Genomic DNA, 9,548 nt, shown 5'->3' with positions numbered 1-9,548 from the left:
CAGTGAAACGATGCATCGCCGATGGTAGTGTGGGGTTTCCCCATGTGAGAGTAGGTCATCGTCAAGATTAAATTCCGAAACCCCTATCTGCGTATGCAGGTAGGGGTTTTGTTTTGCCCGCTGGAAAGTTCATACCGTAGTGCTCTATTTCAATTGGGGTGTGAGCCTCATGCTTTAAAGGGAGGTTCTGATGGCGAGCCGCCTGTTCAAGGCTCTGACCATGGCTTCCAAGCCGCGTGGCAGCCCCTGAGACTCGATTCAGGGCTCGCGTGGCGACACACGGCCCCTGACGCTCTCGCAAGCCTCAGATAGCGAGCGGATGCACAGCCCCTCAGTTCACGCCAAAAACAACGTCATTGTCCGAAGTTGAAAAATCGTCACCCACAAAAAAGCCCCAGACCCTAAGGTCTGAGGCTTTTTCATTTGCAGCGTATGGTGCACCAGGCGGGATTCGAACCCACGACCCCTGCCTTCGGAGGGCAGTACTCTATCCAGCTGAGCTACTGGTGCAAGCGGGCGCCATGATACTCATATGTGCTGCGTGCGTCCATGCTGCTGAATCGCCTGTGTTTTTTGAAAGCGTAACCTGCGTTTGCTACGTTGATCAGAAAAATTAGGCAAATGCGGCGTTTTCGTTCTTTTTTTCGAACAGGCTATTGTCCTTTACCCCCTTTGATCCTAGGATTCGTTTGAGATTTCAAACGCTCTTGTCTGGGTGCTGAACCGCACGGTATCAATCAGTGCGCTATTTATGTGCTTCAGCCCAGTGAATGATTTCCCTGACGGCAGCCTATAGGGCGCCTTTCTACAATCATAATTTGCTCCGCGCCTGCCGCGGTGCTGTTAAGGAAAGCCGACATGCAGCTTAAAGACACCCAGTTGTTCCGCCAGCAAGCCTTTATCGATGGCGCTTGGGTCGACGCGGACAATGGTCAGACGATCAAAGTGAACAACCCGGCCACCGGCGAAATTCTGGGCACCGTGCCGAAAATGGGCGCTGCCGAAACCCGCCGTGCGATCGAAGCCGCTGACAAAGCGCTGCCGGCCTGGCGTGCACTGACCGCCAAGGACCGCGCGAACAAGCTGCGTCGTTGGTTCGAACTGATTATCGAGAACCAGGATGACCTGGCTCGCCTGATGACCCTCGAGCAGGGCAAGCCATTGGCCGAAGCCAAGGGCGAAATCGTTTACGCCGCTTCCTTCATTGAATGGTTCGCCGAAGAAGCCAAGCGCGTCTACGGTGACGTGATACCGGGTCACCAGCCAGACAAGCGTCTGATCGTGATCAAGCAACCAATCGGCGTGACCGCTGCAATCACCCCGTGGAACTTCCCGGCCGCAATGATCACCCGTAAAGCCGGCCCAGCCCTGGCTGCCGGTTGCACCATGGTGCTCAAGCCTGCTTCGCAAACTCCGTTCTCCGCGTTCGCCCTGGCTGAACTGGCTCAGCGCGCTGGCATTCCAGCTGGTGTGTTCAGCGTTGTTTCCGGCAGCGCCGGCGACATCGGTAGCGAGCTGACCAGCAACCCGATCGTTCGCAAACTGTCCTTCACCGGCTCGACCGAAATCGGTCGCCAGCTCATGGCTGAATGCGCCAAGGACATCAAGAAAGTGTCCCTGGAACTGGGCGGCAACGCACCGTTCATCGTGTTCGACGACGCGGACCTGGATAAGGCCGTCGAAGGCGCGATCATTTCCAAGTACCGCAACAACGGCCAGACCTGCGTCTGTGCCAACCGCCTGTACATTCAGGATTCGGTCTACGACGCGTTCGCCGAGAAGCTGAAAGTGGCCGTGGCCAAACTCAAGATCGGCAACGGTCTGGAAGAAGGCACCACCACTGGCCCGCTGATCGACGAAAAAGCCGTGGCCAAGGTTCAAGAGCACATTGCTGACGCGATCAGCAAAGGCGCAACCGTTCTGGCCGGTGGCAAGGTCATGGAAGGCAACTTCTTCGAGCCGACCATCCTGACCAACGTGCCGAAAAACGCTGCTGTGGCCAAGGAAGAAACCTTCGGTCCATTGGCGCCGCTGTTCCGTTTCAAAGACGAAGCCGAAGTGATCGCGATGTCCAACGACACCGAGTTCGGTCTGGCTTCCTACTTCTATGCGCGCGACCTGGGTCGTGTGTTCCGTGTGGCTGAAGCCCTGGAATACGGCATGGTCGGCGTCAACACCGGGTTGATCTCCAACGAAGTCGCGCCGTTCGGCGGCATCAAGGCGTCGGGCCTGGGCCGTGAAGGCTCCAAGTACGGCATCGAAGATTACCTGGAAATCAAATACCTCTGCCTGGGCATCTAAGCCCGGCAAGGCATTGCTTCAAGCGGAAAGGGCACGAGAGCGCTGTCCCTTTCTGCGCTTCACACGGAATTTTCTCTGTGGCCGGGAAAGCTGTGGCAGTCGATCATCGCATGCTGCCGTAGTTGCCTCCCCGCCGCATTTTCCTTGAACCACGCCGCCCGATGAGCGGTGAATGAGGACTTTATGAGCAAGACAAACGCATCCCTGATGAAACGCCGCGAAGCCGCTGTACCGCGCGGTGTTGGCCAGATTCACCCGATCTTCGCCGACCACGCGAAGAACGCCACCGTGACCGACGTTGAAGGTCGCGAGTTCATCGACTTCGCCGGCGGTATCGCCGTGCTGAACACCGGTCACGTACACCCGAAAATCATCGCCGCCGTCACCGAGCAGTTGAACAAGCTGACCCACACGTGCTTCCAGGTACTGGCCTACGAACCGTACGTAGAGCTGTGCGAAAAAATCAACGCCAAGGTACCTGGTGATTTCGCCAAGAAAACCTTGCTGGTCACTACCGGTTCCGAAGCGGTAGAAAACGCCGTGAAAATCGCTCGTGCCGCCACTGGCCGCGCTGGCGTGATCGCCTTCACCGGCGCTTACCACGGTCGCACCATGATGACCCTGGGCCTGACCGGTAAAGTCGTGCCTTACTCGGCCGGCATGGGCTTGATGCCAGGCGGCATCTTCCGCGCGCTGTACCCGAATGAACTGCACGGTGTGAGCGTCGACGACTCGATCGCCAGCATCGAACGCATCTTCAAGAACGACGCTGAGCCGCGTGACATCGCTGCCATCATCATCGAACCAGTTCAGGGCGAAGGCGGTTTCTACGTCGCGCCTAAAGAGTTCATGAAGCGTCTGCGCGCCCTGTGCGACCAGCACGGCATCCTGTTGATCGCTGACGAAGTGCAAACCGGCGCTGGCCGTACCGGCACCTTCTTCGCCATGGAACAGATGGGCGTGTCCGCCGACCTGACCACCTTCGCCAAATCCATCGCTGGCGGCTTCCCGTTGGCCGGTGTGTGCGGCAAGGCCGAATACATGGACGCCATCGCTCCAGGCGGCCTGGGCGGCACCTACGCCGGTAGCCCGATCGCTTGTGCTGCGGCCCTGGCCGTGATGGAAGTGTTCGAAGAAGAACACCTGCTGGACCGTTGTAAAGCTGTTGGCGAGCGTCTGGTGACTGGCCTCAAGGCTATCCAGGCCAAGTACCCGGTGATCGGCGAAGTCCGTGCCCTGGGCGCGATGATCGCTGTCGAGCTGTTCGAAAACGGCGACAGCCACAAGCCAAACGCTGCTGCGGTAGCCTCGGTTGTGGCCAAGGCTCGCGACAAAGGCCTGATCCTGCTGTCCTGCGGCACCTACGGCAACGTTCTGCGCGTCCTGGTACCGCTGACTGCGCCGGACGAGCAACTGGACAAAGGTCTGGCGATCATCGAAGAGTGCTTCTCCGAGCTGTGACCACCTAGTGTGTGACCTGATCGACAAAAAACCCGCTTCGGCGGGTTTTTTTACGCCTCTTGAAACACATTCAGGTCATTTGATTTGTCTCGAATCGCCAGTGTTGACTATGGTTCATAGCATTGCGAGGGAGCGTGCTGCATGACTGTCGTTGATTTACCCGCTGCACCGCGGGTGTTGATTGCCGAGGCCGACCCGTGGTCTCGAGACTTGCTCAAGCAGGTGTTATTGAAAGTGCGCTGCGATGCGCGAGTAGACCTGTGCGCCGATGGCCAACAGGCAATCGACCGGCTGGCGGAAATTCCCTACGACCTGGCGATCGTTGACTGGGAGTTGCCCGGTGTCGATGGCTTGAATGTCTTGCGTAACGTGCGTCAGCGCCGACGCAATCCACCGCTGCCGTTCATTCTGATGAGCAGCCGCAACGACAGTGGCAGCGTGCACGAGGCTTTGCCTTTGGCGCCCACGGCGTACCTGACCAAACCCCTGAACATGGAAAACCTGACCCAGCGTCTGCAGGAGTTGCTGCTGAACGCCGGTGAAGAGGTTTCCTGCGAGGTGCCAAGGTTGGCGCCGGGCATGACGTTATCGGTGTACCTGGAGCGACGGCGAGACCTGACGGACGGTGCGCCGTTGATGACTGATGTACAGATAGCAGTCCAGCGCAGCCTCAATCCGAGCGGTCTCGATCTGAAACGACTGGAGGACGAGATTCGCACCGATCCGCAGATTACCGCTGTGCTGATTGCCGCCGCGAACAGCGCGGCGCATCACCTTGGCGATCCCGTGCAAACCCTGTCCCAGGCCTTGCACCGTTTAGGCTCCGGACAAAGCATGAATCTCATTATGGGGTTGGCCCTTAAGCGCAGTGCGCGGCTCGACGATCCGCTACTGGCGGACTATGCCGAACGTAACTGGGAGTTGTCCCTGCACACCGCCGAGTACGCCCGCACGCTGGCACGCTTGCTGGATCTGGAACAAGAGCGCTGTTACTGCGCAGGCATGCTGCATCGTCTTGGTGACCTGGCTCTGCTGCGATGTTTACAAGAGTGGAAGCAGGGCGGAGGTGATCTGGACGAGTGGGAGGAAGTCGGCGATGCGCTGGCCGAGTTCGGCGCGGCCTACGGTTCGGCACTGCGCACCCGCTGGCGTCTGCCGCTGGAGTTGAGAGAGTTGATTGCGTCGGTCTATCAGCTCGGTGGCGGGGTTTACTCACGCGAGGCGCTGGTGATGAACATGGCGGCGCAATTGGCGCGCCTGACCGAGCATGAGGGCGTGGAAGCATTGGCGAAAAGCCGAACAGCGCGGTTGCTCAAAATCGGTTTGCCGGAACTGATGCGATTACGCAAAAAGTAATCCATACACAATCCCTGGAGGAGTTCGGCGGATTAACCGGAAATGATCCGGTTCTTGCCCTGCCGCTTGGCTTCATACATCGCCGCATCTGCCCTGGCAAACAGGCTGTCGAGGCTTTCGTCCTCGTTGGTGAGACTGGTCAGCCCCTGGCTGACAGTAATGCCAAACGTCTGGTCGTCATGGCTAAAGCTCAATTGCTGAATCTGCCGTTGCAATCTTTCCGCCACTTGCAGGGCCATGTCCGGCGCACAGCCAGGAAACACCGCCGCAAACTCTTCACCACCGATCCGTCCGAACACATCGCCTCGGCGAAGCGCCGCGCGACCGCTCTCTGCGATCTGTTGCAGCACTACGTCACCTTGTGGATGACCGTACGTGTCGTTGACCCCTTTGAAATCATCGATGTCCAGCAGCAGAAACGCCAGCGGTGTGCCTTGCTTGCGTGCCTGTGCAAACTCCTTTTGCGCGCATTCGAAGAAGTGCCGGCGATTGCTGCTTTGAGTCAGCACGTCAGTGGTGGCCAGGCGTTGCAGTTCGGCTTCCATCCGCTTCTTTTCGGTGATGTCTTCGGCAATGCCGACAATGATCACGGGTTGGCCGGGTTCCGCCTGACGATTGATGAAGCATTTGTCGCTGAGCCAACGCATCTGCCCATCGGCATCGATGATGCGGTATTCGCGGTCTTCAACCGCACCTTTGACCAGCACGTCGGCCAGGCTGCGCTCGGCATAGTCCAGGTCGTCGGGGTAAATGCTGTCGCGCCATTCGTTGTAGTCGGACAGCAAACTGCCGGCGGAGCGGCCGAAAATTCGCTCATAAGCCGGGCTGACGTAAAGCACCTGCCGGGTTTCCCAGTTGAATGCCCACAACACCGCGTTGACACTCACCAGCAGCGAACTGAACAGCTGTTCGCGTTCGCTCAGGCGCGCCACTTCACTTTGGGCATGCATCAGCGCCATCAGGGTTTGAGCTGTGTCGGGCGATTGCGCAAAGGATGAGTCGTGCAGGTTTTTTGGGACCATAGGGACAAATCTCAAAGGGCGTGCGCTGTTCTGGACTCGAAAGCGGCGACAACGAAACCCGCCAGGGGTGGCGAAGTGTCTTTGAGATAGGGGATTTGGAGCTTAGTTCCGAAGGGTGCGCCCGCTGGCGGGGCGCACCGATCAACGGCATCAGACAGCGGCAGGGCGCAGGGAGTAGGTCTTCAACTGGTCGGCGAAGTCACGCAGGGATTGAATCCCGCTGGCCTCGGCTTCATGCACCCAATCCTTGATGGCGGCGAGCATGTCGTGACCATTTGAGCTGGTCTTGACCCAGATCTGCTGCAAGGCCAGGCGTTTTTCGTAAATTACCTTCAGCGCCTGGCTGTGTTCGAGCATGGTCTGGATGCGAACGTGGTGTTTTTCGTCCAGCAGGCTGGTTTCCCGCGAAAGCAGGCGCTTGGCGCGATGGAATTGATGGCGGACCGAGTGATCGACCTTTTCCAGTTCTTGTTTGACCAGAGGCGCGATCACCAATTTGCGGTACTGGGCCATGATCTGGAAGCGGTTGTTGAGGATGGCCATGGCAGTGTCCATGTCCAGGCTGCCTTTGCCTTCAACCCGGTGCGCGATCGGGGCGACCCGCTGGACCTTGGCCAGACGGAAGAAACTGAAGACCTGGATCCAGGCCCAACCGAGGTCGAACTCCCACTTCTTCACCGACAATTTTGCCGAGTTAGGGTAGGTGTGATGGTTGTTATGCAGCTCTTCACCGCCGATCAGGATGCCCCAAGGCACCAGATTGGTGGCGGCATCGCGGCATTCGAAGTTGCGGTAGCCGATGGCATGGCCAAGGCCATTGACCACGCCGGCGGCCCACACAGGGATCCACATCATCTGGATGGCCCAGATGGTGATGCCGATGGTGCCGAACAGCAGCAGGTCGATGACACCCATGATCGCCACACCCAACAGCGGGAATCGGCTGTAGAGATTACGTTCGATCCAGTCTTCGGGGCAGTTCTTGCCGTAGATGCGCAGGGTCTCCGGGTTTTCCGCTTCGGCGCGGTACAACTCGGCACCTTTGCGCAAAACGGTGGAAAGACCTTTGACGACCGGGCTGTGCGGATCATCGACGGTTTCGCATTTGGCGTGATGCTTGCGGTGGATAGCGGTCCACTCGCGGGTGTTCTGCGCCGTGGTCAACCACAGCCAGAAGCGGAAGAAATGTTTCAGGCCGGCATTGAGCTCAAGCGAGCGATGGGCTGAATAACGATGGAGATAGACCGTGACGCCAACGATCGTGACGTGGGTCATCAGCAGGGTGACTGCCACCAGTGACCAGGGCGACAAGCCGAGTAAACCTTCGTACCACATAGGCTGTAGGGCCCTCGATAAAGAAAAAAACAGCCGTTGCATTATCACTAAGCCCACGGATAAAACCAGTCGCCCTTTCAGATAAGAGTGGCTGGATGTGTCCTTGGCCTATAATTCCAACCTTTCTGTAGGGACATGGACGTTCTAATGTCTGCCACCTATCGCGACGCCTTGCGTGCAGCGCTGCTTTACCTGTTGCTTTCAGTCGCCTGGATGGCCGTCAGCGGCTATGTATTGAACAGTTTCTTCGATAGCTCTGCCGAGCTATTGCGATGGCAACTGATCAACGGTTATTTCTGGGTGGTGCTCAGTGCCGGTTTGATCTTCCTTGCCCGGGCCCGACTGTTCAAATGCCTGGGGATCGGCGCCAGGCTGCGCGAGCGCCATGCCGACCGTGAGCGTTTGCGCCAGGCCGCCGCCGTGTTCGATTGCACCCGTGAGGGCGTGTTGGTCACCGATAGCAACGGGCTGATTGTCCATGTGAACCGGGCCTTCATGGCGATCACCGGTTATCAGTGTGATGAGGTGCTGGGCCGGCAACCCAGCCTGTTCAAATCCGGCCATCATCCGCCAGCGTTTTACCAGTCGATGTTCGCGACACTCAACAGCACCGGTGAGTGGAGCGGGGAGATCTGGAATCGCCGTAAAAGCGGTGAAATCTACCCGCAATGGCAAACCATCCGCATCATCCATGACGATCAGGGCCTGCGTAGCCACTACGTGGCGGTGTTTTCCGATATCAGTGCGATCAAAAATTCCGAGCACGAACTCAAGCATCTGGCTCACCACGATCCGCTGACCGATCTGCCCAATCGACTGCTGTTCACCGACCGTGTCGAACAGGCACTGGCATCGGCGCAAATCCATAAACGGGGCTGCGCGTTGCTGATGATCGACCTGGATCACTTCAAGATGATTAACGACAGCCTCGGGCATACCGTCGGTGATCAACTGCTGAAGGCGGTGGCCGAGCATTTGAATGCCATGTTCGGCCCAGGCATGACCCTGGCGCGTCTGGGCGGTGACGAATTTGCGGTGCTCGCCGAAAGCTGTCCGCAAGTGGCACAAGCCGCGGCGCTGGCTCAGCGAATCATCGATGGCCTGCGGGAGCCGTTCCACATTGATGGGCATCGACTGTTTATCAACGCCAGTGTCGGCATCAGTCAGTTTCCGAGTGATGCCTTGAGTGCCGAGCAAATGTTGCGCAACGCCGATTCGGCCTTGTTCAAGGCCAAGAGTGCGGGCCGGGATGGCTACGCGCTCTATACCGAAGAATTGACCGCCCATGCCCAGCAGCGGGTCGAAATGGCCTTTGAGCTGCGCCGCGCGCTCCAGCAGCAAGAGCTGCGCGTCTATTACCAACCCGTGCATGACCTCAAAACCAGTCGCCTGATCGGCGTCGAAGCACTGGTGCGTTGGGCGCATCCGCAGCGCGGGCTGGTGTCGCCGGCAGAGTTCATCCCCATCGCCGAGCGTACCGGGCTGATTGCCGAGATTGATGCCTGGGTTATGCAGCAGGCCTGTCAGCAAATGTGTCAGTGGCGAGCGGCGGGTGTGGGGTTGGCGTTTGTGGCGGTAAATGTCTCATCGCGACTGTTTGCCCGACGCGAGCTGTATCAGCAGGTGGCTCAGGTGCTTGATTCGACGGGGCTTGATCCGGCGTATCTGGAGCTGGAAGTGACCGAAAGTGCAGTGATGGAGGATCCGGAGGTGGCGCTGGAGCAGATGCATCGCCTGCGCGAGCTGGGTGTGCGGCTGGCCATCGACGATTTCGGCACGGGATATTCGTCCCTGCTGCGGCTCAAGCGATTGCCGGTGCAGAAACTCAAGATCGACCAGGGCTTCGTCGCCGGGTTGCCGTGTGATGAAGATGACGCGGCGATTGTGCGAGTGATCATTGCCTTGGCGCAGAGCATGGGGATGCAAGTGCATGCCGAGGGGATCGAGCAGGTCGAGCAGGCCGGATTCCTGCTCGAGCATGAATGCGATCTGGGGCAAGGCTACTGGTTTGGGCGACCGGTGCCGGCAGAGCAGCTGGATTGGATGTGCGCGCCCATTATTCGCTAAGCCCGC

Annotated in this window: 6 protein-coding genes and 1 tRNA gene; 4 read left to right on the top strand and 3 right to left on the bottom strand. The window is 58.6% G+C overall.

What is annotated here, in order from left to right; genetic code table 11:
* Positions 1-433: 433 nt before the first annotated feature.
* Positions 434-510 (bottom strand) — tRNA-Arg (locus H8F22_RS27470).
* Positions 511-858: 348 nt separating this feature from the next.
* On the opposite strand from H8F22_RS27470, the gene gabD reads away from it, so the two are divergent.
* The 3 genes from gabD (at position 859) to H8F22_RS27455 (ending at position 5,118) form a co-directional block, all read left to right on the top strand.
* Positions 859-2,301 (top strand): NADP-dependent succinate-semialdehyde dehydrogenase, encoded by a 1,443-nt coding sequence (gabD, locus tag H8F22_RS27465; protein ID WP_008148203.1) that lies wholly within the window; start codon positions 859-861, stop codon positions 2,299-2,301.
* Between the two features lie 183 nt (positions 2,302-2,484).
* Complete coding sequence (gabT, locus tag H8F22_RS27460; protein ID WP_027922279.1) at positions 2,485-3,762, top strand: 4-aminobutyrate--2-oxoglutarate transaminase; 1,278 nt, start codon at positions 2,485-2,487, stop codon at positions 3,760-3,762.
* A 141-nt stretch (positions 3,763-3,903) separates the two neighbouring features.
* Positions 3,904-5,118: a response regulator gene (locus tag H8F22_RS27455; protein WP_194940927.1), complete on the top strand. Its 1,215-nt coding sequence runs from the start codon at positions 3,904-3,906 to the stop codon at positions 5,116-5,118.
* 32 nt (positions 5,119-5,150) lie between these two features.
* Here H8F22_RS27455 and H8F22_RS27450 read toward each other — a convergent pair whose 3' ends face one another.
* Positions 5,151-6,140: a GGDEF domain-containing protein gene (locus H8F22_RS27450; protein WP_194940926.1), complete on the bottom strand. Its 990-nt coding sequence runs from the start codon at positions 6,138-6,140 to the stop codon at positions 5,151-5,153.
* A 150-nt stretch (positions 6,141-6,290) separates the two neighbouring features.
* Positions 6,291-7,475 carry a delta-9 fatty acid desaturase DesA gene (gene desA / locus H8F22_RS27445; RefSeq protein WP_027922276.1) on the bottom strand — a complete coding sequence of 395 codons (1,185 nt, stop codon included), beginning with the start codon at positions 7,473-7,475 and terminating at the stop codon, positions 6,291-6,293.
* Positions 7,476-7,622: 147 nt separating this feature from the next.
* On the opposite strand from desA, the gene dibA reads away from it, so the two are divergent.
* The gene (dibA, locus tag H8F22_RS27440) at positions 7,623-9,542 is read left to right on the top strand and encodes a phosphodiesterase DibA (protein ID WP_059181842.1); all 1,920 of its coding nucleotides are present in this window, start codon (positions 7,623-7,625) and stop codon (positions 9,540-9,542) included.
* The last annotated feature ends 6 nt before the right edge of the window (positions 9,543-9,548 follow it).

This window comes from Pseudomonas mucoides (assembly GCF_015461845.1).
Taxonomy (GTDB): domain Bacteria; phylum Pseudomonadota; class Gammaproteobacteria; order Pseudomonadales; family Pseudomonadaceae; genus Aquipseudomonas; species Aquipseudomonas mucoides.
This window is presented reverse-complemented; position numbering and strand designations above follow the sequence as displayed.

What these genes read in the sequence shown, in the direction of transcription:
- gabD (WP_008148203.1), top strand. Translation starts at nt 859, where the DNA reads ATGCAGCTTAAAGACACCCAGTTGTTCCGCCAGCAAGCCTTTATCGAT.
- gabT (WP_027922279.1), top strand. Translation starts at nt 2,485, where the DNA reads ATGAGCAAGACAAACGCATCCCTGATGAAACGCCGCGAAGCCGCTGTA.
- H8F22_RS27455 (WP_194940927.1), top strand. Translation starts at nt 3,904, where the DNA reads ATGACTGTCGTTGATTTACCCGCTGCACCGCGGGTGTTGATTGCCGAG.
- H8F22_RS27450 (WP_194940926.1), bottom strand. Translation starts at nt 6,140, where the DNA reads ATGGTCCCAAAAAACCTGCACGACTCATCCTTTGCGCAATCGCCCGAC.
- desA (WP_027922276.1), bottom strand. Translation starts at nt 7,475, where the DNA reads ATGTGGTACGAAGGTTTACTCGGCTTGTCGCCCTGGTCACTGGTGGCA.
- dibA (WP_059181842.1), top strand. Translation starts at nt 7,623, where the DNA reads ATGTCTGCCACCTATCGCGACGCCTTGCGTGCAGCGCTGCTTTACCTG.